Origin of the sequence: Clostridium sp. DSM 17811 (assembly GCF_018861905.1) — a bacterium.
In the GTDB taxonomy this organism is placed as follows: domain Bacteria; phylum Bacillota; class Clostridia; order Clostridiales; family Clostridiaceae; genus Clostridium_AD; species Clostridium_AD frigoriphilum.
The window spans coordinates 46575-72140 of record NZ_JAHLDU010000018.1 but is presented as its reverse complement, the minus strand read 5'-3'; the positions used below and the strand labels follow the sequence as shown (position 1 = coordinate 72140).

Here is a 25566-nt window from a genome sequence, read left to right as displayed (position 1 = left end):
TATACATTTGATTAGATTAAAAAAGGAGGAGAATTAAATGAAAGATGAGATAAAAATTGATTTAAAAAAGTATAAAAAGATTTATGTTAAAAAAACTCTTTTATATTTATTTTTATACCCAATTATAGTAATGGTGATATTATTTATAATTGGAACTATAGTGGATAAATTAGGTTTTAATGCATACCCCATAGATATGGTAAGTATTGTATTAGGCGGATTTATATTTTTAAATAGTATAATTACTTGGTGGGCTTACTACTTTGGGTATAAGAACACGTACAAATCTACGAAGTTTGTGCTTGAAGGGGACAATATTTTATTTATTCGTTTAAAGGAGCGAAATCCAATCTCAGGTGGAACATTCTATTATCATGATATACAATCGGTTAGTAGCTATACCATAACCAATGGTAAGATAATTGTTAAGGGATATATATTAAAAAGAAAAGTTGATGAGGGCGGTTCAGAGGACGAATATAAGGAACGTGTAATTAATGGTATCACTGTTCCTAATGTTTTTGGAAATGTGCAACTCTTAGATAAGGCTTTGAAGAATAAAAAACAAGGTGAAGAATCTATCTACTAAGGTTCTTATATAGATGAAAAAAATGAAATTACATAGTGAAAATTAATACAAATAGTGTTATTTGGAAAAGAGAATTATAATTATAGATTATCAAAATTAAAACATAGGGTTAAAAAACGAGCATAATATAGAAGAATATGAGACAATAAAGCATTATTTGACAAATTATGCTTTTATGGTATAATTTTAATAGAATAAATATTAGAGAGATAAGGAGAAAAATATGAAATTTTCACACAAGGTTACAATAATATTTTTGCTTGGGTTTGTTGCATTAAATGCAGTAGGGTGTTCTAATTCTCAAAAGACAGCGGAACAAACAACCCCCAAGAGTTCAACACAAGTAGCTAGCAAAACTACTACTCAAAAGAGTACAACTAAACCAGCTAGTACTGCTGCAGCTAAAACAGAGGCAACCTCTAAAACAAAATTAGATACTACTTTTGTTGGAAGTAAGGACATAAAAAAAGTTAAGGTTAGTGATTATATTTATAATGAAGAAAAGAACAAACCTTATGTAAAAGGTGAGTACAAAGAAGTTGATTTTACCATTGATTTAATAAGTAGATATCTTAATGGTGATGCTACAGCTTATAAGAGTATTGTGAGTTATCCTGCGAATTATACACCAGGGTTAGTAAGCATTAATGCGAAAGATAAAGGTAAGTTAGTAGATTACTTGAAAATTTTAAAAATTCAACTTAAACTAAAAGATGGTCAAGCTGTTAATGTGAAAGCATTAAGTGTTCAATATGATGGCCCTGATTTAGTTACAAAAAAAGGTGTTAGTATAATGCTAAAGGTAGGCATTAATCCAAATGGAGAGAAAAGTACTTATTGGACTTTTTTTGGTGCTCAAGTTTTTGAAAAGGACGGAAAGCTCGTAGCTAAGCTAAGCCAAAGTTAAATTTAAAGTAGTACAATAGTTTATGTAGTACATAAGGAATAAATCCCCTTTGCTAAGTTAGCAAAGGGGATTTATTCATATTACAACTTATATGGTTTAATTTATTTAGCTACGGTTTTTTTTCTTGATTTAAATCTGAAAAAACCAAATATTCCAGCTGTACATAAGGCAATCAAGCCCCCAACTACAGGAAGTGAACTTCGTTTGTTTTCTGTAAGAGGGTTTATAGCTTTGAGAGCGCCAACAAGTGTTTTATTTTCAATTGAAAAGTGGATTGTTTTAGTTGCTACATTATCAGCTGTATCAGTAGCTTTAATCACTAAGGTATAAGGTCCAGCATCATTAATAGCCAGTCCATATATATATGGCTTACCATTTAAGGTCATCTCATATTTTATAGCTTCCTCTTTATAAATTTCAGGAATAATTCCTGATTTATAGGTTTTGCCATCCTTAACATTCGTAATTCGAATAATGGGAGGCGTAGTTTTTATAAAAAATGTAAATGATTTTTTAGTTACTTTGCCAGATTTATTTTTGGCAGTTACAATTATAGTATGTTTACCTTCGGTAGTTATATCTTCGCCATGATATATCTCACCATCTAAAGTCATTGAAATTGAATCAAGGCCATATTTAGATTTGGTAATTAATAGTGGTTTTATTATTTTATTAAAAGTTTTATTATTTAAGGGATATTTAAACTCTATAGTAGGACTACTCTTATCAATTACAAAGTGAATTAGTTGCTCACTTATATTGCCAGCTTTGTCCTTTGAAAATATTTTCAAATCATAAACTCCATCTTTGGTGATTTCTTTGTTAGTATACTTGGCACCGTTCAATGTCATGGTATAATTAAGTAAGTTTACATCTGCAAAGGTTATATTAGGATTGACATCAGTTGCATAAAAGAAACTTTGGATTAATCCGGATACATTAATTTGGGGTCTAATTGTATCTAATATAAATGTTGAAGTTGTTGTTTTTGAGACATTGCCAGCCAAGTCCATTGATATTGCTTCTAATACATATTTTTGGTTTTTATATAATGTTGGTAAATTTTTAGGATTAACTGAACTGCCGTTTATTAATACTTCAATAACAACATCTTCTGGTGAACCTGTAGTTATAATTGGTGTGAAAGCCTTATTTACATATGGACTATTTACATTAAATGAAACCACTGGTATTGTACGGTCAATGGTAAAGGTCAAAGTTTTAGTGGTTTCATTTTGAGATAAATCTTTTCCATAGGCTTTTACCACATATTTTCCCTCTTCTGTAGCATGAAAATTATAAGAATAGAGACCGTCACCAGTCTTTTTTATGGATTTACTTACATCGATACCATTTATAGTTGTTATATTAGAATCTAAATCAAAATTTTCATCATAAAAGGTAATTAATGCATCAGTTGAAGCATCATTAGTAATTTCGTTATTAATAACTCCACCTATAGTTATGGTAGGAGCGATTTTATCTAAAATAAGAGGGTCGCCATCCTCTATGGTATCATAAGTTGTAGATTTATTTCCTGCAATATCTAATAAAGAAGATATCTTAAAGGTTATATTTGCATCAGCATCATTTTGGGTTAATCTATAGCTTGCAGAATATCTATCTCCTAAAATTAAGTTAACGTTGCAATCATGACCGTTAATTTCGACAAATTGATTTTCTTTAAGTTTTTCACTGCTAGAAAAGGTTAAATTAACGATATCTGATACATTAGGATAATCAGTATCAATCCCACTACTATTAGTTGATTTTAAGCTTATATTAGTAAAGGTAGGTGCTGTTTTATCAAAAATCACAGAAGAATCGATTGGATTGGTAGGAAGTGCGACATTACCTGCCTCATCTAGTATTCCATTAAAGTCATAAATTATTTGACCATCCAAAGTAGTATCATCTAAGGTGTATTCTGCTTTATAGTGATTTGTATTTGGAGTTTTAACCGCTGTAACTTTATGTCCAGCAATAATTACATTTGTAGCCACAAATTCAGTGCCATCCGTATCAAATTCTAAGGACAATTTGTCTTCAGGTTTAGCAAGGGTAGGTATTGGATTATTTGAAGTAAAAGTAACATTGTTAATAGCTGTTGGAGTTTTATCATATTTAATGTTTTTGTCAACAGGAACAGTATTTATAATATCTTTATTAACATCCCCAGCAAGGTTAGTTAAATTTGATATTTCAAAATTTATATAGCCTTCTGGATCTATATCTTTTAAGACATAAGAAGCGGTATATTTTAATCCAACATTTGTAATAAGTTGGGGAATAACTATTTTGTTGAAGATCTTTATTATAGGAGCCTGCGAGTTAAGGGTTGAAAGTGGTTTATTTGTAGTAAAGTTTAAGTGAATAGTAGAACCACTTTTGGCTGATTTATCAGAACTACCTGAGTCAATATAAACATCACTTACAGTTGGTGGTGCGTTATAAAAAGTAACACCGTTACCGCTTGTAACTGTAGTTATACTTTTAGTAGATTTTACTCCAGAAACATCTTCCAGATTATTAATGCTAAAAGGTATATAACCCTCAGTTTTTGCTTTTTTTAATGAATAGGTGGCAGTATATGTATTAGGAGCAAGACTAATGGGTTTAATGGCAACTCCATTAATATTTACCACAGGTGTTTTAGCAAGAGTATGAAAACTAGTGAATTTTAAAGTAACTGTATTGCCTGAATTCGCATAATCTTTATTAGCATTATCAGATAACATTGTAACTTCAGATAATACTTGCTTGGTTACATTTATGTCTGTACCAGTGGTGATTTTAGAAACATTAGTAGCCATATGGTTTGAGGCCATATCAATTACATCACTAATAGTAAAGGTAACTGGTCCCTCATGAGTTGTAGGTGCGATTACATAGGTTGCAGTATAGTCATTTCCAATTGAAGTTACATCGCTTTCTTTAATTGCATTGCCTAAAATGGTTATGGCTGGATTATTTTTGAGAAGCTCACTGCTTGTAAATTTTAATGTTATTGTATCTCCAATTTGTGTAGTTGATGAGTTACTACTAGAAACAATTTTTACATTGGATAAAGTAGGGTCTAGTGTGTCGCTATAAGCATTTAATGATAAATTGTCTTTCTGTGTCACTTCCGTTTGTGATTTTAATTGTTCCGTTGTAGCATTGACAGGAACAATTGTGGTTGAAACTGTAAAGCATACGGCAACAAGTATTGCTAATTTTTTACGATTCAAAAAATATCTCCTCCTCGATTAATAAACAAATATGATTTAAGTTTACAACAAAATATGATATAATACAACAATATAATACATAAAAGGCCAAATAAAGAAATAAATATAAAAACGTTGAATATAAGTAACTAATTGAAATAGTAAAATGATATAAATGAAGATTGGATGGTTGAATTATGGAGTTGATTGGAAAAATTTTTGAAAACAAGTATCAAATTCTTGATGTTTTAGGTAAAGGTGGGATGAGTACAGTTTATCTTGCAAAAGATATAAAGTTACAAAAATTATGGGCTATTAAAGAAGTATCTGTTAGTACAATTAATTCTAAATCAAACTTAATGGCTGAAACTAATATACTCAAGAAATTAGATCATCCAGCATTACCGAGAATAGTAGATATAATTACTATAGATGATAGTATTTATTTAGTGCTAGATTATATAGATGGAATTTCATTAGATATTCAATTACAAGAGGTTGGTATGTTTGAAGAAAAAACTGTAATTGATTGGGCCAAGCAAATTTGTGATGTGCTTGATTACTTGCATTGTATAAAGCCTAACCCTATTATATATAGAGATATGAAGCCTGGAAATTTAATGCTTACATCGCTTGGTAAAATTAAGTTGATTGACTTTGGAATAGCAAGAGAGTACAAAGAAGAGGTATCTACAGATACCACATGTATTGGTACAAAAGGATATGCTGCATCAGAGCAATATGGAAGTCATCAAACGGATGCCAGGACGGACATTTACAGCTTAGGTGTTACTTTATATCATCTAGCGACAGGGAAAGGACCAAATGATCCTCCATATGAAATTAAACCAGCAAGGGAGATGAATCCTTTATTGTCTGAAGGATTTGAATATATAATTTCAAAGTGCACGAAGCAAGATCCAATCCTTAGATATCAAAATGTTAAAGAAGTGATTTTTGATCTCGAAAATATTCATAAACTAAATTCATCCTATAGAGAATTAGTAAGAAAGAAAATGTTGAAAGTGTATATTATACTATTTTCATTTGTTTTATCAAGTGTTTTTATTTTTAGTGGGAATTGTGGAATACAACGAGAAAATATCAAAGAATACAACAGTATTATTAAAACTGGAGAAGAGTTAAAAGCGGATAAAAAATATGATGAAGCTATTACAACATTTGATATAGCTGTAGAAAAAAATACTAATAGACCAGAAGCGTATATAGATATAGCAAATAGCTATCTTGAAGATACAAGTCTTGAGGAAAATCAAAGATTAGAGAAAGGTATTAGCTATTTAATTGATAATGTTATATTAAAAAAAATAAGTGTGGCTAAAGATGAAAGAATATTAAGCCTTATGGGAAATACATTCTTTAAAGAAAAAAATTATAAGGAAGCTTATAAATATTATGGAATGATAGAAAATCCTAAAGATAAGTCTGTAATATTTTATAAGGATACAGCTCAAACACTAGGATATGATCAGAAATCATCAAAAGAAATCATAACTATAATATCGAATCTTGAAAATTATATTAAAACTATGCCAGACACAGATATGAGAATTAGAAGTTATATGGACTTAACAGACATATATACAAGTAATCAAGATATTTATCCAAACAGTTTTGATAAGGTTATAAAACTGTTAGAACAGGCAAATTCATTGGGTAAGGCAACAGGCAATGCAGCGGGAGACTATAAGCTGTATGTAAGACTTGGAAAAGCATATAATGATAAAGCAGGAAATCTTAAAGAGGGTACTGCTAAATATATTGCCTCAATGAAAAAAAGTTTAGAATATTACAATCTAGCTTTAAATAATGGGTTTAATAAAGTAGATGGATATTATTCTATTGGAAATGCATATGAGAAAATTGGAAGTTATGTAAATAGTGAAAAAACTTTTGAAAAAATGATAAATATGTTTCCTAATGATTATGTGGGATACACCCAATTAGGATTACTTTATTATAATATTGAAGTTCATTCACCAACTACAAAGAAAACTTATACTAAAGTGAATGTTTATTATAAGTTAGCCTTAAAAAGGTATGATAGATCAATAAATGATGATCAATTTGGTTTGTTAGAAGATCATATAAAAGAGCTTAAAGCTCAGAAGTCAATAAAATAAGAGGGAGAGTGTATGGATAGAAATTTATACATGAGATATGTAATACTTCTAGTTATCGGATGTCTTGGTGCGGTGGCAAGCATAGTAGTTGGAATTTACATTTACATTAAGGAAGATCTAAGGGAGTATATAAATCTTGGACTAATTACTAAATTCAATAGTAAGAAGAAATTTGAGAAACAAAAGACACATTGTATAGAAGCTAAGTCTATTCAATTAGTAAAAAAGGCTAGCAAGTCATTAGAAAATACGGGACTAATAAATGAGAATACTACACTATTGGACGAGAATACTACATTATTAAGTGATGAGAAAATGAATCAATAAATATAATCAGTGTAAAAAATGAATAAGTTTATAATATAAGAACTAAAATACTTATTTTGGAACTGTTTTAAATATTTACATTGTAAAATTAAATATTTAAAACATGAAAACAAATAATTAATCATATTATATATCTATAAGCTCTAGTAGGAGGAACATCTGTGTTTTTCATAAATAGTTTATTAGATATGATAGGGAATGTTACATTTTTAACAGCTTATATAACTGGTACTAATTCATTTCCTCAACCACTAAGCGAGGAAGAGGAAAAATATTATTTAGCAAAGTTTGCGGAGGGTGATTTATTAGCCAAAGGAACACTCGTTGAACGAAATTTGAGACTAGTTGCACATATAGTAAAAAAATATTCCTACCCGGGAAAGGATGTAGATGATCTCATATCTATTGGAACGGTGGGACTTATAAAAGCTATTGATTCCTTTAATATGAATAAGGGAATAAGGCTCGCGACTTATGCTGCAAGGTGCATAGAAAACGAGATACTCATGTTAATTCGGAGTAACAAGAAAATAAAAGGGGAAGTGTATCTGCAAGACCCTATTGGCACGGATAAAGAGGGAAAAGAGGTATCCCTTATGGATGTATTACGTAGTGAGGAAGATTCTATTACCGATATTGTAGAGAATAAAATACAAATTAAAAGGCTTTATAGTAAGATAAATGTAGTTTTGAAGGAGAGGGAAAAAGTAATAATTCAAATGCGTTATGGATTACTTGATGGTAAACCTCGAACTCAAAGAGAAATAGCATTAATACTCGGGATTTCGAGGTCATATATTTCTAGAATTGAAAAGAGAGTACTTAAGAAGTTGAATAAGGAATTAGGTAGTAATAATAATTTAATATAATTAAAACAAGATGCTTAACAGAGATATTCTAGAGTAAATGATTTTTTATAATAATTTAGGGTAGTAATATAAATATTACTACCCTAAATTAGTTATGAAAGTAATTGAATTACAAGTGGATTTACCTTTCTACTATCATACTTACCTTTGAGCTTTGGCATAATAGCCTTCATAACTTTTCCCATGTCACCTTTACCCTTGAAACTATTTTCAGCAATAACCTCAGCGATGATTGCTTTTGCTTCATCTTCAGTGAATTGCTTTGGCATATAAACCGAAAGTAGTTCAATAGATGTTTCTGATTCAGATATGATTTCTGTGTTATTAGCTTGTTTTGCATAGTCGAGAGTTTCATGTAATTGTTTAATTGTTTTCTCAATAATACTTATAAGGTCGATTTCTTCAATTTCTTTCTTTGAATCCATTTCCTTAGTTTTAACGTCAGCCATTAAAGTTCTTAGAGTAGTTAGTCTTATCTTATCCCTACTTTTCATATATTTAATAATATCGTCTTTTATTGTTTGTTTTAACATATGTATTTACCTCCTAATGATTTAGTATGATTACAAATTTTTTTTTGCAAAAGCATACAGTATATGTACATTATACTCTTATCATAGAGGAAGGTCATATATATTTTATTTATCAAATATTCTTTGGAAAATTCCTTTTTTTCTATGGAGAACTTCTTCAGCTAATGCTTTAGCCCTTTGTCTTTCAAGAGACTGGTTTAGTGTATCAATTAATTGGATATCGTGTTCTTTAATGGTTTGAGGCAGGGATAATACAATTTTGTTTTTTTCTTGTTCTTGTTTAAAAAGGATCTGTGTATTTTCTAATAATTTATTAATATCATAGAGTTGTCCGTCTTTTACATTTAATTGTTGTTTAATAAATTCAATGTCATTTTTAAGTGTCTCAATCATATCTTCCTTTAATAAATTTACTACGTTAGATGCAACTACAGTAGCTGCTACTTCTGATTCGGCGGTTTGATTATATTTTAGACATTGTTTAATTGCCTCTAGTCCTTTCTCATCTACACAGGTTTTACCATTGTGTGTTATTAAAAAAGGTTTTACTTCAGGTAGTTTCATTTTAGCATATGCAGTTACTTTACTTATATTTAAATGTTTAGCAATTTTAAATGCATCATAGATCATAGTATGCGCCTCCTAATTATATATAAGAAATATTCTCCAAATATTTCCAAATTCCTCTTTTTAGAAGAAATAAATAATTAAATACTTAAATCATTGTCTGTTAAGGCGCTGATATTCTGATTTTGCGTGTTATTTGTACTATTTTAAATCAATGATATAGGTTGTAAAAGAGTTATTATTATTCAACATAATGTTGGAGGCGAGTAATCTTTTTCCTGAGGGACTCCATTTTACCGAATCAGAAATATACTGAATATCTACAGCAAGCTGGACTACCTTACTATTTTTTGCATCAGCTACAAATAATCCAGCGTCGCAATTGTTTTCTGATGCAACAGTATAGGCAAGTTTAGACCCATCACTAGACCAACTTGTGCCCATGATTTGTGTTCCTTCTGCAAAGGTTTTAATCTCATTTCCCATCAAATCGGATAATATAAGTGTTCTCGTTGTTTTAGAAGTATGTTTAACCAAGGCAAATTGTGATTGATTTGGGGAAGGGATTAACCAAGTTAAATCTTTCCTCAAAAGTTTTCTATTACTTGAGTTTAATTCTTGTTTATATAGTTTTTCTCCTACACTATAGTATAAATCATTTTTGATTTTTATAGTGTTTGAACTTATTCCCTTAGCATTTGTTAATAAAGAAAGTTTCCCTTTGACACTTGCACTGTAAATTTTACCTTCGGGAAGTAGACTAAATATAATATTATCATTGTTTATCCATTGTCCCTCGGTAGGATAAATGCTATCATTCTTTGTAACTTGTATTTTTTGCTTTGTTTTAAGATCAAGAATAAAGCCTGTTAAGTTTTCTATACCTTCTTTATAAAATATATGTTTCTTATCTTGTGATAATATAGCATTACTCATGCTTAATTTTGAGCCAAGAATTAATTTATCCTCATTTGTTTTAAGATTATGTAAATACAAGTTCTGGGGATATATAATTCCACTTGGGGTAGAGAGTTTAGGATAGTTTTTGTTTCCCTTGGAAATTAAAATAGTGTCATCGTCTATCCAGTCGAAAGCACGTACGTCGTTTATAAGATTAATTTTTTTTAATGCTAGTTCATTATAAGTTGGAACATTGTCATGTTTAAGCAGCGTAATTTTCTTTCCTCCATCATCTAGTACTTGCCGATTTGTATCTGCGTTTGGAGAAAAAGCCGAAAAAGTAATTATGAATATAATGCTAGATGTAATTAGGATAACTTTTTTACTTAGCATATTTACTTCCCCTTTTTAGAATAAGTGATCACTTAACTTTTTTTATACCTACTCTAATTACTTCAGCTTTTAACTGATAGCTATCATTTGAAATTAATTCATGATTAATTACATTACCATTTTGAATTGTATTTTTATATGTTCTTACTTTATATCCAACCAAAGGAAATTGTTCTTGAACAATACTACCAACAGGAAGAGTAGCATCATCTATATACTGAGTAGGGCCAGGTTGAACAGCAGCATATATATCATTCACAAGAGTATAAGACTTATTGGCTAAACTTGAATTAGAATAAACATTAAAAGTTAGTATCTTATTGTTCACAATACTCTCAATAAAAACAGGATATCCTAAGGTGTTAGTAAATTTGTAGTCTAAATTACCCCAATCTACTGTTGCATCCATACCTAGTGGTATATAAGTTGAGGGTATGGAATGATGGTTCCTCTCAGTAGATTTAATGTTTGACCTAAGTATGGCATTATATAATGATGTAGATACTTGACATATTCCACCACCATAATCGGAACTTACTTTGGTACCAATATCAACGGGTGCTGGCTGATAACCTTTGTCGGCTGTTCTTTTACCTACAGTGTCGTTGAAACTAAAACTTTCTCCAGGCATTAGAATAGTTCCGTTAATACTTTTTGTTGCAAGGGTTATATTAGTGGATCTACCATATGCTGAAGTACTAAAATCAGAAGAAAAACTTGAAAGTTTTGTGTTAACAGTTTGAAGTTTTTCTTTCGTTACAGTTGCTAAAGTAGTTTTAATCTCTGCGCTTACACTAATATTCGAAGAGTTTACGTCTCCATTTAGTTTACTTAAGATTTCTTTTTTTAGTTTATCATCCATAAGTGTAGATCCTTTTGTGTCAGGTGTAACAACGAAGTTATCACCATTCATATAAATGCTTGCATTTTTAGGAGTGCTATTAATTTCTTTTTTCATATTAGAAATTAGATCTGTTAGAGGTTTAGAATCATATGTAAATTTCATATTAATTACCTTGACTTGAGGTTTTCTAATCAATTTATATTTTTCGTACAGCGATAAATTTTTGCCGTAATTAAAAGCCTCATTAACTACCTCATCAACATTATATTTTGCATTCATTTTTGCAAAATTTAACGAATATGTCTTCTGCGGTGTTTTAATATTTACGTTTTTCTTTAACATAGTGGATTGATATTTCTGAGTTACCATATCTTTTGACTGCGCTAGTGTTTTCCCAGATATATCTAATTCACCGATTTTAACACCTGGATATACAAGACTTGTCCACTTTTTTGTATTATAATTAACATATGCATAAAGCCCACTAGTTCCCAAAACGACTATTAATAGTAAGATTATCATTATTTTTATACTTTTTCTCATAAGTTTTATTATTCCCCCATATTCTGTTAAGTTTTTATTGTATAAACATATAATATCAGTATATTATTTCAAAAGTATACACGTTTGTTTCTAAATTGTATATTTTATAATAAATGTGGAAATGAAACTTTTATAGTTGTTCCTTTTTCTTCAATATTAATAAGTTCTATGGTACCATTTTGCATCTCAACTAATTTTTTTACGAGTGCTAGCCCTAGTCCTATTCCACTAGTTTGCCTGGATCTTTCTTTATCTACTCTATAGAAAGGCTGAAAGATCTTATCTTTTGACTCAATAGGTATACCAATGCCTGTATCCCTTATAACGATACAAACATTGCCATTATCTATATAATTATTTATAAATATTTGACCGTTTGGTTTGTTATATTTAATTGCATTATCCAATATATTAATAAAAATTTGCATTACGCTTTCATGATCAGCCAAAATATAAGCTTTATTAAGATCACAAAACATTGTTAATTCAAATTTTTTAGCTTTTACGTTAATACGATCACAAATACCACTTAGTAGCTCCATGATTTCAATAGGTTCTGCATTAAATTCAAAATCGTATTTTTCAAGGGAAGAGAGATGAAGTGCTTTTTCTACCATGTCTAAAAGTTTATCTGTCTCCTTACTTATATTTTTCTTAGCATCTTCTAGAAGCAATGGATCGTCGGTGTACATTTCTATTAAGTCCACATAGGCACGGATAATAGTCAAAGGTGTTTTAAACTCATGAGTAATGTTTCCGATAAAACGTTTTTGTTGCTTCTCTAATATTTTAAGTTTTTCTACTGCATATTTTAGTTGCTCTTGCTCTTTATCCATAGTTTTAATATTTTCCTCAATTCGGCTATCCATGAAACATATGCCTTGCTCAAGGTCTTTAAGCTCATCATTTCGTTTTAATATTTGGATCTTTTTAAAACCACCTATCTTTATTTCATCTATATGTTTTTTTAGTTTTAAGATATCACTTACTATGCTGTTAAAATAGATATAGCCAATGATATAACTAAGGACAAATACTAGGCTACCTATATATACGAAAATCATAATTATTTTTTTTAGAAAATTTATATTTTCTTTTAAGGGGTAAATGAACTCAACAACAGCTATTTGGCCATCAGTAGTCCTTATTGGAGTGGAATAATAAAGAAATTCATCATCGACCTCATATGCAACTTTGTTTTTTGATGCATAGGGGATGGTAGTATTGATACTGTTATATGAATCCATAGGAAATGAATTCCCAACTTTTGCACCTTTCATATTGTACAAGATTACCTGCATATCACTTAATATTCCAATTTGTTTTGCGAGTTCTGGACCTTTGCTTTTAAGAAATTCGTTGCTTTCTATACCGCTATGTAGTGCATAAGATTGATTAATATAAATATTTGCCACTTTAGATTGTTGGCTAAGTAGGCTTTCATAATGAACTTGTTGTTCCTTTTTAACCTCACCTAAAACTAATAAGCTAAGCATACCAACAGTAAGAAGCAGAAGTCCTGCAAGGAACAGATTAGATTTAGTTCTTATGCTAATTCGCATGTATTCCTCCGGAAGCTCTATACCCAACTCCGTGAACTGTTTGTAACATTTCCTCGTATGGAACTCCTAGCTTTTGTCTTAATCTTCTCATATGAATATCTACGGTTCGAGTGCTACCAAGATAATCACTTCCCCAAACAAGGTCTAGAAGCTCATCGCGCGAATATACCTTCTCAGCTCGGGATACAAGTGTAACTAAAAGATCAAATTCTTTGGGGGTTAAATCTAGAGAGGTACCTTCAACCATTGCTTTTCTCTCGGGTATTGTGATTTTTAGCTTCCCTAATATCAAATCCTCTTTAATGGCAACTTTCTCTAGTCTTCTTACAAGAGAGTTGACCCTTGCTGTAAGTTCACGCATATCAAAAGGCTTAACGATAAAGTCATCGGCACCTAGCTCAAGTCCCAAAATCTTATCGACTATGTCACTCTTTGCAGTTAGCATGATTATACCAATCATTGTTCTATCTTCTATTTTTTTAAGAACTTCATAACCATTCAATTTTGGCATCATAATATCTAGTATTAAAACAATCGGACAGAATTCTTTTATTTTTTTTAAGGCGGCCTCACCATCATATGCAACCGCTACATTAAAGCCTTCACGTTTAAGGGCATAAGCGATAGTATTTGCAATGCGGGATTCATCATCAACTACTAATATCTTCTTATACATTTTTATCACCAAACCTTTTATGCTCATTTATCATACAGTAAATTATATCATAGATATAGGCATCTAAATATTGTTTAATATTAAACTTTTATAAATAGAATAGGCCTGAGAAACAATAAATTATCTCTCAGGCTTTTGAGTATTTAAGAAATCCATTAGCCATATTTAAAACTATAAGTCCTGTTTCATTTAAATATTCAACGTAGGACCTTAACATTCGCTCGATAAGGGTATATTTATATATATTGATTATATTAATATTAAAATTTTCAATAACAGTCTTTAGAATATCTTGCATTGTCATAGCCCCTACTATGAGAGTATATATTGCTTTTGCTCTGTTTTTATAGAAATTTATATTATCAGTTATAAGTCCAGTAATTTCGTTGTATATACCTTTATGTGCCACTATGTATTTGCTGCATTTTAAGTCATAAAGTTTTGCTTTGCTTAACAAATCCTCTGTGAGTATATAGGCATAGGGCATTTTAGAGCCATTCATGACTTCATGACTTATAAGTGCGTCTCCAATATAGGCAACATCATCTGGAGTAGTTATGCATATATGTGCAGGACTATGCCCTGGCGTATGAAGAATTTTGAATGTAGTGCCACATACACATATCGAGTTTTGATTATCAAAAATCATAATATCTGTTTGACAAACCATATGACCAAAATGCAACGCAACATCAGATAATTTTTGGTTACTGTAATAAAGTTTGAGATTTATTACTGAACTGCAAACAAGAGCTTCGTAGGCTGGCATTGCGATTATACAATTGAATTTATTTTTAAAAAAGGCATTGTTACCTATATGGTCAACATGAGCATGACTGCATATTATGGCAACTACCTTAAAGTTATTTTTTTCTAGTAGTTCATCAATTCCTTGTCTTTGCCCTTTTGCCCATCCAGAATCCAACATAATTATTTCTTTTTCATTAATTTTATAAAATGGTATATATGTCATACCAGTAGTAATACAGAATGTATTTCCCTTAATTTTTTTTATCTCCATGTATTATTTTAGTGAAAGTGTGCTTATTGTAAATAGACACTTCCACTAAATACTCACTTCCTTTATTGTATACTTTATTTCATTTTTTTGATAATTCTATTAGTGCACATCCCTCTATTGCGTGTATTCCATTTATCTTGCAAAACTCAAGTATTTCAGGACTTCCAGCCCCTGGTTGAATGAGTACTTTATTTATTTTTAACGAGTGAGCTTCTTTAAGGATTTTGATGCCTTTATAGGGGTTAATGCATAAATCTAAAACTTCTACATTGTAGGGTATATCGCTTAGCCTGTTATAAACGCTTTTATTTTCAACAGATGGATTTACACCTACCACATTAAATTCACTTATTTTTAAAGAAAGTAATATTTTATAAGCATATTTTGATTGATTTAATACATCACCAACTACAACCCAGTTTTTATAATTTAAAAGTTCATTTGCTTTCAATTTTATCATCTCCTAGTAAAATATAATATATATTTATTATTATTACCACAAGTAATTTAAATTATTTTGAGCATTAGAACTGCATAATAAATAATATTAGGGTTATTAAAGTCACATGTGGGGGTAATACATAAAGTTTTGTCTTATATAACCGATATAAGAATTATAAGAGGTTTGAAGTGATTGCATGTAATATGTAATGACTCGCGGGGAAAAGATTAAAACTATGTTAATAGGCAATAACTATGGAATGGGTGATAAATATGAAACTTTCAGCGAAATTATTTAGAATAGTATTATTAGTAAGCTTAATTTTAATTTGTTTTCTTTATATAATTTCAAAACTATTTTTACTAAAGAGTTTCACTGATATGGAAATTGATAAAGCTTTTAAGGATACTAAGGTTGTCATTAATTATATTCAAAATGATCTGGATAATATAAATGATGTAAATTTAGATTATGCAAGATGGGATGAAACTTATAATTATGTGAATAACAGAAATAATAAGTATATAGAAGATAATTTTGAAGATACAACCTCTATGGCTGAGGCAAAAATAAACTTTATTTTCATTACTGATAATCAGGGGAACATAATTTATAAAAAAAATACGAAAGAAGACACAAAGGAAATGTTTACGTTGGCTTTTGCTAAAAATATAACCTCAAGTATTGATAAACTATTAAGTGATAATAATACAAAAAATGTCAAGGGAATTTCTTTATATGGTAAATACCCAATTTTAATATCTGCTCAAAGAATTACAAAAAAATCCGGTTTAGGTCATAGTCCTGGTTTTTTGATTTTCGCGAAATATTATGATAAAGAGGAAATGGATAAGCTTAACCAAAATACGGGAATTAAAACGGAAATAGCGTATTATGATAAAGAATTAATTTTAAACAACGACTTTATAAGAAAAAATGAATTTGTTAAAGTAAGTAATGAAAAAATTATTAGTAGTTATGGCTTAATTAACGATATATTTTCAAAACCTTCTTTTTTCGTGAAGATTACATCAGAAAGAAATGTTTCTAAAAAGGCGCAAAATACATTGGATTTCTATTTTTTAATTGTGCTTGTTGCTTTAATAATATTTTCTTTAAGTATTTTTATATTAATACACGTATTTGTTGTGAGAAAAATTAAAATTATAAACTCAGTAGTTGAGAATGTACACAATTCTTATGATGTATTTCCAAGCATAATTTTAAAAGGAAACGATGAAATCTCTGAACTTGGATCTAAATTTAACGATATGTTCCAAAGACTAAAAAAATCGGATGAAACTATTGTATCACTTGCAAATTATGACGCTCTTACAGGGCTTACAAATAGAAAAAAATTGCTAGAGAACATTAGAGATTTGCTCAAAAATAAAAATGAAAATTTAGCGGTTTTCTTTATAACTCTAGATAAATTCAAGGCTATAAATGAAAGTTTTGGTCATCAGGTAGGAGATATGGTTCTTGCAAAGGTGGCAGAGAGATTGGAGAATAATATTGCAAAATCAAAGGATATAGTAAGTAGAATTGGTGGGGATGAATTTATTGTAATTATAAGAGATTTAATTTCAGCAGCAGGTGCAACAAAAATTGCAGAAAAAATTGTGGAAATATTAAGTAGCGCTTATATATACAATGAAGAGTCACTATATATTGGTGCAAGTGTTGGTATTAGTTTATTTCCACAGCACGGAAATGATGTAGACACTTTAATAAGAAATGCGGACTTAGCTATGTATGAAGTTAAAAATAGTGGTGGCCATGGGTATCGTCTATATAATAACATCATGAGTTCTAACAATAGACACATGTTAGAAATGGAAAAGAACTTAAAAAGCGCTATGGAGAAAAACGAATTTATAACGTATTATCAGCCTATTATAGATTTGAAATTAATGAAAGTATTAAGTGCTGAATCTCTTATAAGGTGGAAATGTGGAGATAAGGTTATTCAACCTATAGAATTTATTCCAATAGCAAAGAAAATAGGTAAAATGGTAGAAATCGATAATTGGATGCTGCATAATGCTTGCGTTCAGTGTAAAAAATGGCAAAATTCGGGTTCAAAGAATTTTAGTGTATCCGTAAATACCTCATATAAACAATTAATACAAGCAAATTTTGTTCAATTAGTAATGAATATATGTTGTAATCAATCATTAGATCCTAAGTATTTAAACCTTGAAATTACTGAGGATGAGGCTATGGAGGACATTAATTTAATAATAAAAGTCCTTTTAGAGTTAAAATCCAAAGGGATAAAAATTTCAATGGATGATTTCGGTACAGGTTATTCATCCCTTAGTTGGTTAAGCAAACTTCCTATTGATACTATAAAAATAGATAGATCACTTATAATAAATTTAGATAACAACTCTAAAAATATAGCTATAATTAAAGCTATATTAGCGGTTGCAGATAGTTTGGATATTAAAGTTATTGCAGAAGGAATTGAAACAGAAACGGAATTCCTTACATTAAAAGAACTTGGATGTCAGTCTATTCAAGGGTATCTAATAGGGAAACCGATGATTGCCTCTGATTTTCACAAGAAGTATTGCTTAGGAAATATTATTTGAAAGGAGCTCAGAAATGGGCTCTATTTTTGTTGATAATAAAAGCTGTAGGTATATTTTTAGATTTCTGTAGAACATTATATTAAGTATGTAAAATATAGTTTAAGGATGTATAATGTATATTAGTGAATTATAAGATTTATGGAATTGTAATTACACAGGAAAGTATTGATACTTATAAAGGAAGATTAGTATATTACGAATGAGGAGGTGCTCAGTGAGAGAAAATTGGAAAAGCAGGAAAGGATTTATTTTTGCAGCAGCTGGAGCTGCAATTGGTTTAGGAAATTTATGGAGATTCCCATTTCAAGCTTATAAAAATGGCGGAGGAGCATTCCTTTTGCCATATTTTGTAGCACTTATAACTTGCGCTATACCATTAATGATTATGGAGTACGCTTATGGTAGAAAAATCCGTGGAGGATCAGTAAAGGCATTTGCAAAATTAAAAAAGAAATTAGAAATCATTGGGTGGATTCAAGTAATGGTACCAATTATTGTTATGACGTATTACTCTACTATTATTGCTGTGGCTGTTGTCTTTATGGTTTTTTCATTAGGACATGCATTTGGTATTATTAACTGGCTATCAAACCCAGGACCTATAATGGGCATGGTTACAGGAAGTGCGAAAAATGCATTAGATTTGGGTGCTGGTATTAGTATTTATATTTTAATAGCGGTTATTGTAGTCTGGATTTGCAACTGGCTGATTGTTAAAAAGGGGATTTCTGGCGGAATAGAAAAAATGTCGATGTTTTTTACACCTATGTTAATGGTCTTAATGATTATATTTATGATTAATGCAATAAATTTAGACGGTGCTGCAATAGGACTCGAAGCACTCTTCAAACCAGATTTCTCAAAAATATTAAATCCTAGTATCTGGGTTTCAGCTTATGCACAAGTGTTTTTCTCTACAACTTTAGCTGTAGGTGTTATGATTGCATATGGTTCATACTTAAATGAGAAAGCAGATATCGTAAACAGTGCGGTTATAACAGTTTTAGCTAATGCAAGTTTTGATCTTATTGCAGGTGTGTTAGTATTCTCAACATTAGGTCATTTAGTAAATAGTATGGGTGTAAAATTCACATCATTTGGTACAGGTGCAGGTGTCGCATTCATGGCATTTCCAATTGCTATTTCAACAATGTCAACAAATGTAGTGGTCCAAGGGTTATTAGGTTTCTTATTTTTCTTTTGTCTATTTATTGCAGGTTTATCATCTAGTATTTCAATGCTAGAATCATTTACAACTGCAGCTTTAGATAAATTTGATATTTCTCGCGAAAAGCTTGTTTCAATTATTTCTATAGTTGGGTTTTGTGGCAGTGCATGTTTTGCAAGTTATGCAGGATTCAACTATATATTAGATATAGTTGATGCTTATGTAGGAAATATTGTAATAGCAGGACTTGGACTCGTAGAAGTTATTTTAATTAGTTATTTTTATGGAACTAGTAAACTTAGGCAGGAAGCAAATGCGCATTCAGACTTCAAAGTCGGAATATGGTGGGACTATTTATTGAAATATTTTACGCCATTATTACTCGGAGCGGTTGTGGTAACAAATATGTTCAATTTAATTACTGAATTATTTAGTAAAGGCAAAGTTGAAATAGTTTCAAGTATTGTTTTTGGTTGGGGAACGGTAGTCCTAATGATAGGGGCATCAATTGTATTGTATAGAAAAAAATGGACTTCAAAATCACAAGAAGTGAAAAGTTCATTAACAAATAATGATGTAAATGAAGAAGACTCTATAAATAGATAATTGGAGGGAACTTTATGTCAACAAGTGCTATAGTAATGATGATAATCGGATGTGGAACAGTTTGGGGCGGAACGGTAGTTTCAATTGTTATTGCATTAGCGGTGGAAAAGAAGAAAAATCTTAATAAAGAAGTTAAGTGGTAAAATCGGTACAAACAATAAATTTATTTTTTATTGCTTGTACCAATTTTTTATTATTTATTATAACCATTTCTTCTTATTGAAATATATAATTTCACAAAAAGAAATGAAAAACATTATAAATATAGTAATAAAATAGCCGTATTTGTAATGTAACTCGGGCATATCTTGAAAATTCATTCCATAAATCCCTGTGATTATTGTAAGTGGCATCATAATAGTAGTAATTATTGTTAAGACTTTCATAACTTTATTCATGGAATTTGATAGTTGGGAAGAATAAAGCTCAAGGCAAGATGTAACCATTTCATGGTCAGATTCAATTAAATCATATATTCTAAGTGCATGGTCATATATATCAGTGAAATATACTCTATATTTTTCAGTTATAATATCATCATGGCGAAGGAGAGTGTTTAAAACCTCTCGTAGTGGAGAAACGACTCGCCTAAGCTTAATTACGGTTTTTTTAATTTTCATAATATTGTTAAGTGTATCTTGAATAGGATTGTTCATGGATTCTTCTTCTAAAATATTGATTTTCTCTTCTACTTTATCGGTTACAACAAACAATTGGTCTATTGCATCATCAAGTATATTATATAAAACAAAATCACTTCCATTAGATACAATAGCGAGCCCATTGTTTATGTCATTCATAATCTTTTTTATGGATCTGTTTTCACCATAATGTATTGTTATAATATAATTCAAACTAATATATATATATATATTGTTATAAGAAAAGGCATTGCTAACATTATTATCTGTTGTGGAAATGATTAAAAAGTGATAATCATTATAATCGTTTATTTTAGACCTTTTAGCTTTATGCATACAATCTTCAATAGTTAAATGGTGGAAATTAAATTTGTTTTTCAAAAATTTAAAATCATTAGCAGTTGGGTTGCTGATATTAAGCCAAAACACTTCTTTTGTATCTGGAGCTTCAGAAAATGCTTTTTCTAAGTCATTAAATTCATGTACTTTATTATTAATATATGTAATCAATAAAATCTCTCCCTTTAATGAAGTGTCGTTTTTGAACCCTCTCACCACTTTAGAAGTGGGAGATTCTTATTTATAAAGAAGTTTGCTATTACTTTTAAACCTATCTAAGTAGGAAGCCTTATTCCTTTTGGCGTGTCCAAGGACGCCCTACACTGTAAGCTTTATGCTCCCAGCTTGCATTTAAGCTATCTTAATCCTCTTGGGATTCATATACTCGTTGTACATTAAGCAAATGTTCTTTATTTCTGCTTTTCGCATTATGTTAAGAGAAGCATTTATATCAGCATTTAATATAATTCCCATTGACGATTTATATTGTCCTCTAGAGGTTCGTTTGCCACTAAAAATATAAGTTCTTTTAATTAGGGCGTCATAAACAGGCATATTATCAGTTGCTAAAAAATCAGCTTTTGAAGTATAGCTTTCCTCTTGTTCTATGAATACAAGCTTATATCGTTTGCTTAGATATTTAAGCTTTGCCCTTAACTGACCAATTGGTATATTAACAAAGTTTTGATTATTAACTCTGCCTAGATTAACAACCTTTTGGATGTTTTTGTTAGAACCTACCACAAGCGAGCCAATATCATTAGTTATGCAGTAATCAATAATTAGCCTTGCAGTTTTAGCGAGATAATCATTAACCTTATTACCTCGTTTGTTCCAAAGGTTTCCTTGGGCTTTAGTAGTGCGTGTGATATTTTGTTTATCTTTAATTGATTGCAATTTGCAACTCCGCTTATTTGTACCTTGGTTTATTGATTTAAGCTTTTTACCATCAATAATAAAAGCTTTGCCAGAATTTGTGGTGCAAGTGCATAAGTTGTCTACTCCTAAATCAATTGCAAGTGTATTTTTTTTATTTAAACTACCTTTGAATTCCTCAATTACATATATCCATTGGATTTCAAAGAACCTTGCATCGTTTCTGGGTAGTATTATAATTTTTTTAATTAATTTACTCTTTAGATTTTTTGGCATCGCAATCTCAATTTTGCCATAAAGACTTTTGAAAGCAGCAGACATTGGTACTGCAAATTTATCTGTAGTAACATTGAATTCACAAAATACAATTTCAAATAAGCTATCTTTAGGTAAATAACTTGGCATTCTAACATCGCTATATTTGTACTTACCTGCTTTTGCTAATTTAAGTAATCCAAAAAACGACTTAAAATTTGCATCTACAATTTTCATTATTTGCTGGGCTGAATTACTATTAAGTATTACGTAGTTTTCATTAGTTTTGCAAACATGATAGTTTTTAATGTAATTTAGGAACTTATTTTGTGTAAAATAATGTTGACGTATATTGTACAATGCTACATTGTACATGTTTTTGGATAAAAAACATAGTTCTTTAAGTGCTTTATATTCCTTAGCTGACAAATCTTTAAGTTGTTGCTTTTGAACTCCGTACAAGATTTCCTTTTCTTCTTTTTTTGAATTTTGAGGCATTGAGACTCCTCCTTTCACAAGTATATTATAATGATATTATGTCCGTATATAGCTAAAATCATGACTATATTCTGTATTAATATTATACTTATAAGTAATGAATTTAGCTTTATAAACTGCCCTAAGCTAGACGGAATTCACCACCCACCTATAGAGGATAGGTGTACTCTTTCGCAACAGGATAGAAATATTAACTCAATAATATATTATATATGGTAAAATAACAAATAGATATAATATAGAGTATATTTTCACGAAGGAGACTAAAAAATGATTGAAATTATTGCAGCGACAATAGAGGATGTAAAAAGAATTGAAGAAAGTGGGGCTGATAGAATAGAGCTTATTAGTGCATTATCCGAAGGAGGTTTGACGCCCAGCTATGCTCTCATAAAAAGAGCAGTGCAAAGTGTTAAGATACCAGTAAATGTTATGATAAGACCACACGGGAAATCGTTTATATATACAGATGAGGAAATTGAGATTATGGTAGAAGATATTATAATTGCAAAAGAGCTAAATGTAAATGGTGTGGTATTTGGGGTTTTAAATAGGAAGAATGAGATATGTGTGCCTTCTTTAGAGAAGCTTTTAAAAGCATGTGATGGCATTGATGTAACCTTTCATAGGGCTATTGATGAGCTGTTAGAACCGGTTAAAGGTATAGATGTTTTAGCAAATTATGGCCAAATTAAAAACGTTCTTACATCAGGTGGAAAAGGTGATATACTTACAAACATTCCAGTTATCAAAAATATGGTAGAGAAATCGAAACATATTAACGTGATAGTTGGGGGTGGTTTAAATATTAAAAATATTAAAGATATTATGGAAAAAACAAAGGCACCTGCATATCATTTTGGAACTGCAGTAAGAAATGATAAATCAGTATTTGGAGAAATAAATATTGATAGTTTAAAAATACTTACTAATACTATTAGTAAACAGAAATCGGTAACTAAGTAACCGACTTCTGGCTACTAATAACATATAATTATCTACTAATTTGCAAGTAGGGTTACTTGCAAGCTTCGTCGAATACCTTACGAATAATATCTTTAGATGGCACGCCTTCATGTATCTTAACCCCATCTACATAAAAGGTAGGAACATAATAGTAATCGTATTGTTTAGCTATTTCTGGTTGACGTTCTTCATCAATTATTTTAACTTCAATGTTTGCATATTCTGGATTAGTATTCTTTAAGTCTTCTATAATAGAATGTGCTTGTTTACAGTAAGGACACCAGTCGGTTATAAACATTAATACAGGTTTCATTTATTAACACCACCTATTTTTATTTAAAGTACATATTATTTTGAACCTTATAAGATATTATACACTAACTTGTTATCTTATTTCTAAAAAAACAAGTATTTTATTTTAAGTTGTCTTCCAATAATTACATAAACTTAACCTAACCTTTATGAGTTATTAACTTTAAACAGTTATTCTTATAATTGTAGATAAAAAAGAAAAAATTTAGGGGGGTAATGATGAAATTTTTTAATAAAAAAGTTTTAAGTCTATTTCTTTCAATTGGTGTTAGTTTTGGTTTGGGTAATGGAGTAAATACGGTCGCTTTTGCAGCAACCACTGGAGTAGCAACTGTTGATCAAGCGGCTCCAATAGGAGCTATTACTAAGGTGATGGTAACGTTTTTAAAAGATTCAACTACTGAGAAAGGATTTACTTGGTATACTTCGAGAAAATCAATTGCTAGCGATTTGCAAGTAGTTGAACAAACTTCAACTAATCCACTACCTAATTTTACTAAGGCTATTAATATTGTAGGAAGTTGTGCAATTCCAAGTAATAAAACAGATGCGCCTACACCAACTGGAACAACAACTTCAAAACTAGAGTATTTGCATAAAGCAGAGGCCACTGGGTTAAAGGCGAACACAACTTACTTCTACCGTGTTGGTGATGCTTCGCTAGGTCTTTGGAGTGCAGGTACATTCCAAACAGCTTCAACAAGTGGAGCTTTTTCGTACATAGATATTGCAGACCCACAGGCTAAGGAATATGATGAAGGACTTCTTGCAGCTAGTACATTTAAAAAAGCTCTTGATACTGTTCCAGATTCAAAGTTTATACAAATAAGTGGAGATCTTGTTGATAAGGGAAACGTAGAATATGAATGGGACTGGTTATTTAATAATATAGGGCGAAAATTTCTAAATACAACTATAGCTCCTATTGCAGGAAATCACGATGAATATAAAGGTTCTTTTACAGACCATTTTGATCTGACTCCTGCAGCGGGTTCTGACATAAGTACTGGTGTTTACTATTCTTATAATTACTCAAATGCACATTTTGTAATGCTTAATTGCAATGAAACAGCAGAAAATGGGCTTTCAACAGGAAACAATAATCTCACTCCAGCTCAAATTGCTTGGTTGAAAAAGGATATTACTGATGCAAAAGCAGCTGGTTCAAAATGGGTTATTGTGAATATGCATAAAGGACCTTATAGCACATCAAATCATGCTACTGATATTGATTTAGCAGGTTCTGGCGGAGCAAGAAAAACACTCGCACCTATATTTGCAAAATTAGGAGTTGATTTAGTTCTTCAGGGTCACGACCATATTTATGCTAGAAGTAAGCCAATAAAAGCAGATAGTACAGCAGTAACAGAAACTTTAAAAACAGAAAGTTTTCAAGGCCATAATGTTAATTATGTACAAAATCCTGGTGCACCTGTTTATTTAATTCCAGGAACAGCAGGTCCAAAAGTTTATTACAAAAATAAGTCAATAGTTTCAGACCCTAATGCAAATGGTTATGATCCTAAATTTTATGGTCTATTTGATAAAGCAGATGAAAATCATGCAGCTATTTATGGGGCAGCCACAGGTGATCTAAGCAGACCAGAACGCAGTAATATACAAAATTTTGAAAGTATAACTGTAGATGCAAATAAATTGTCTGTTATTTCTTATGAAATAGATCAAAATAGAAACAGTAAAGCTCCATATATTATCGATATGTTTGGTATAGAGAAATAGAACTAAAGCGCTATCGATGATGGCGTATTTTAGGAAAGTTTA

General features: G+C 30.3%; 22 protein-coding genes. 10 read left to right on the top strand and 12 right to left on the bottom strand.

Annotation, left to right across the window (positions count from 1 at the left end):
- Nucleotides 1–37: 37 nt before the first annotated feature.
- The gene (locus tag KPL44_RS18515) at nucleotides 38–589 is read left to right on the top strand and encodes a hypothetical protein (RefSeq protein ID WP_216253142.1); all 552 of its coding nucleotides are present in this window, start codon (nucleotides 38–40) and stop codon (nucleotides 587–589) included.
- Nucleotides 590–812: 223 nt separating this feature from the next.
- On the top strand, nucleotides 813–1496 hold the full coding sequence (locus KPL44_RS18510) for a hypothetical protein (RefSeq protein WP_216253140.1): 684 nt from the start codon (nucleotides 813–815) through the stop codon (nucleotides 1494–1496).
- Between the two features lie 101 nt (nucleotides 1497–1597).
- Here KPL44_RS18510 and KPL44_RS18505 read toward each other — a convergent pair whose 3' ends face one another.
- On the bottom strand, nucleotides 1598–4726 hold the full coding sequence (locus KPL44_RS18505) for a hypothetical protein (RefSeq protein ID WP_216253138.1): 3129 nt from the start codon (nucleotides 4724–4726) through the stop codon (nucleotides 1598–1600).
- Between the two features lie 176 nt (nucleotides 4727–4902).
- Between KPL44_RS18505 and KPL44_RS18500 the strand changes: the two genes are divergently transcribed.
- From KPL44_RS18500 to sigK, 3 genes are all read left to right on the top strand, one after another.
- Complete coding sequence (locus KPL44_RS18500) at nucleotides 4903–6849, top strand: serine/threonine-protein kinase (RefSeq protein ID WP_216253136.1); 1947 nt, start codon at nucleotides 4903–4905, stop codon at nucleotides 6847–6849.
- Nucleotides 6850–6861: 12 nt separating this feature from the next.
- Nucleotides 6862–7176: a hypothetical protein gene (locus KPL44_RS18495; protein ID WP_216253134.1), complete on the top strand. Its 315-nt coding sequence runs from the start codon at nucleotides 6862–6864 to the stop codon at nucleotides 7174–7176.
- A 161-nt stretch (nucleotides 7177–7337) separates the two neighbouring features.
- Nucleotides 7338–8045, top strand: a complete 708-nt coding sequence (gene sigK, locus KPL44_RS18490) for an RNA polymerase sporulation sigma factor SigK (RefSeq protein WP_216253132.1) — start codon at nucleotides 7338–7340, stop codon at nucleotides 8043–8045.
- 92 nt (nucleotides 8046–8137) lie between these two features.
- Here sigK and KPL44_RS18485 read toward each other — a convergent pair whose 3' ends face one another.
- The 8 genes from KPL44_RS18485 to KPL44_RS18450 form a co-directional block, all read right to left on the bottom strand.
- Nucleotides 8138–8578, bottom strand: coding sequence for a GatB/YqeY domain-containing protein (locus tag KPL44_RS18485; protein ID WP_216253129.1), 441 nt, complete (start codon nucleotides 8576–8578; stop codon nucleotides 8138–8140).
- 105 nt (nucleotides 8579–8683) lie between these two features.
- Nucleotides 8684–9208, bottom strand: a complete 525-nt coding sequence (locus tag KPL44_RS18480; protein ID WP_171296388.1) for a hypothetical protein — start codon at nucleotides 9206–9208, stop codon at nucleotides 8684–8686.
- Nucleotides 9209–9346: 138 nt separating this feature from the next.
- Complete coding sequence (locus KPL44_RS18475; protein ID WP_216253127.1) at nucleotides 9347–10438, bottom strand: hypothetical protein; 1092 nt, start codon at nucleotides 10436–10438, stop codon at nucleotides 9347–9349.
- A gap of 28 nt (nucleotides 10439–10466) precedes the next feature.
- Nucleotides 10467–11825 carry a VanW family protein gene (locus KPL44_RS18470; protein ID WP_216253125.1) on the bottom strand — a complete coding sequence of 453 codons (1359 nt, stop codon included), beginning with the start codon at nucleotides 11823–11825 and terminating at the stop codon, nucleotides 10467–10469.
- 104 nt (nucleotides 11826–11929) lie between these two features.
- Nucleotides 11930–13387, bottom strand: coding sequence for a sensor histidine kinase (locus tag KPL44_RS18465; protein ID WP_216253123.1), 1458 nt, complete (start codon nucleotides 13385–13387; stop codon nucleotides 11930–11932).
- Nucleotides 13377–14063 (bottom strand): response regulator transcription factor, encoded by a 687-nt coding sequence (locus KPL44_RS18460; RefSeq protein WP_216253121.1) that lies wholly within the window; start codon nucleotides 14061–14063, stop codon nucleotides 13377–13379. The genes KPL44_RS18465 and KPL44_RS18460 overlap by 11 nt, the downstream gene beginning before the upstream one ends.
- A 127-nt stretch (nucleotides 14064–14190) precedes the next feature.
- On the bottom strand, nucleotides 14191–15084 hold the full coding sequence (locus KPL44_RS18455) for an MBL fold metallo-hydrolase (RefSeq protein WP_216253119.1): 894 nt from the start codon (nucleotides 15082–15084) through the stop codon (nucleotides 14191–14193).
- A gap of 79 nt (nucleotides 15085–15163) precedes the next feature.
- On the bottom strand, nucleotides 15164–15535 hold the full coding sequence (locus tag KPL44_RS18450) for a CoA-binding protein (RefSeq protein WP_216253117.1): 372 nt from the start codon (nucleotides 15533–15535) through the stop codon (nucleotides 15164–15166).
- Nucleotides 15536–15906: 371 nt separating this feature from the next.
- Here KPL44_RS18450 and KPL44_RS18445 point away from each other — a divergent pair, with 371 nt between their 5' ends.
- From KPL44_RS18445 to KPL44_RS18435, 3 genes are all read left to right on the top strand, one after another.
- Nucleotides 15907–18123, top strand: a complete 2217-nt coding sequence (locus tag KPL44_RS18445) for an EAL domain-containing protein (protein WP_216253115.1) — start codon at nucleotides 15907–15909, stop codon at nucleotides 18121–18123.
- 214 nt (nucleotides 18124–18337) lie between these two features.
- Nucleotides 18338–19897: a sodium-dependent transporter gene (locus KPL44_RS18440; protein WP_216253114.1), complete on the top strand. Its 1560-nt coding sequence runs from the start codon at nucleotides 18338–18340 to the stop codon at nucleotides 19895–19897.
- A gap of 14 nt (nucleotides 19898–19911) precedes the next feature.
- On the top strand, nucleotides 19912–20040 hold the full coding sequence (locus KPL44_RS18435) for a methionine/alanine import family NSS transporter small subunit (protein ID WP_216253112.1): 129 nt from the start codon (nucleotides 19912–19914) through the stop codon (nucleotides 20038–20040).
- Nucleotides 20041–20097: 57 nt separating this feature from the next.
- Here KPL44_RS18435 and corA read toward each other — a convergent pair whose 3' ends face one another.
- Nucleotides 20098–21048, bottom strand: a complete 951-nt coding sequence (gene corA, locus KPL44_RS18430; protein ID WP_216253110.1) for a magnesium/cobalt transporter CorA — start codon at nucleotides 21046–21048, stop codon at nucleotides 20098–20100.
- 180 nt (nucleotides 21049–21228) lie between these two features.
- The gene (locus KPL44_RS18425) at nucleotides 21229–22506 is read right to left on the bottom strand and encodes an RNA-guided endonuclease InsQ/TnpB family protein (protein ID WP_253201846.1); all 1278 of its coding nucleotides are present in this window, start codon (nucleotides 22504–22506) and stop codon (nucleotides 21229–21231) included.
- Nucleotides 22507–22776: 270 nt separating this feature from the next.
- Between KPL44_RS18425 and KPL44_RS18420 the strand changes: the two genes are divergently transcribed.
- On the top strand, nucleotides 22777–23472 hold the full coding sequence (locus tag KPL44_RS18420) for a copper homeostasis protein CutC (RefSeq protein WP_216253108.1): 696 nt from the start codon (nucleotides 22777–22779) through the stop codon (nucleotides 23470–23472).
- A gap of 52 nt (nucleotides 23473–23524) precedes the next feature.
- Here the strand turns inward: KPL44_RS18420 and KPL44_RS18415 are convergent, their stop codons facing one another.
- Entirely contained in the window at nucleotides 23525–23785 is a 261-nt protein-coding gene (locus tag KPL44_RS18415; protein WP_216253106.1) for a thioredoxin family protein, read from the bottom strand.
- Nucleotides 23786–24003: 218 nt separating this feature from the next.
- Here KPL44_RS18415 and KPL44_RS18410 point away from each other — a divergent pair, with 218 nt between their 5' ends.
- The gene (locus KPL44_RS18410; RefSeq protein ID WP_216253105.1) at nucleotides 24004–25524 is read left to right on the top strand and encodes a purple acid phosphatase family protein; all 1521 of its coding nucleotides are present in this window, start codon (nucleotides 24004–24006) and stop codon (nucleotides 25522–25524) included.
- Nucleotides 25525–25566: the final 42 nt, after the last annotated feature.